The sequence below is a fragment of the Mesorhizobium sp. M8A.F.Ca.ET.181.01.1.1 genome, assembly GCF_004792025.1.
Classification (GTDB): Bacteria; Pseudomonadota; Alphaproteobacteria; order Rhizobiales; family Rhizobiaceae; genus Mesorhizobium.
In genome coordinates this window covers 1-316 of the sequence record NZ_SRTV01000186.1, presented here as the reverse complement: position 1 = coordinate 316, position 316 = coordinate 1, and the positions used below count along the sequence as shown (strand labels likewise).

The following is a 316-nucleotide window of genomic DNA, read 5'->3' as shown; positions in this document are numbered from 1 at the left end:
CGACAGCCGCGGCGGCGACGACTTTTTCGGCTTCTGGCATCGTCATGATGCCAGCTTTAACAGCAGCGTGAAGGCCGGAAAATATGGTGGCGCGGGTTTTTGCCTCAGCACCATCGCCGTCCCCATGTGTCGCCAGGAGCCCTTTGAAAACATGAATTCGCGCCGACGTGCTGACCTTGTCTATCAGCTTGGCGTGCTGCAGCAGGCGGGTACCGTTGATACGCACACCAGAATCCCCGGCCAGAAGCAGGCGAAAACTGTCACCCAGATCTGCGACAATCGCGAGCGTTGTGGATGGTGGATGGCTTGCATTGAT

The 316-nt window shown here is 57.9% G+C and carries 1 pseudogene; it reads right to left on the bottom strand.

Annotated elements, in window-relative coordinates:
- Window positions 1-316, bottom strand: a pseudogene (locus tag EN824_RS34170) (hypothetical protein); the annotation flags it as partial.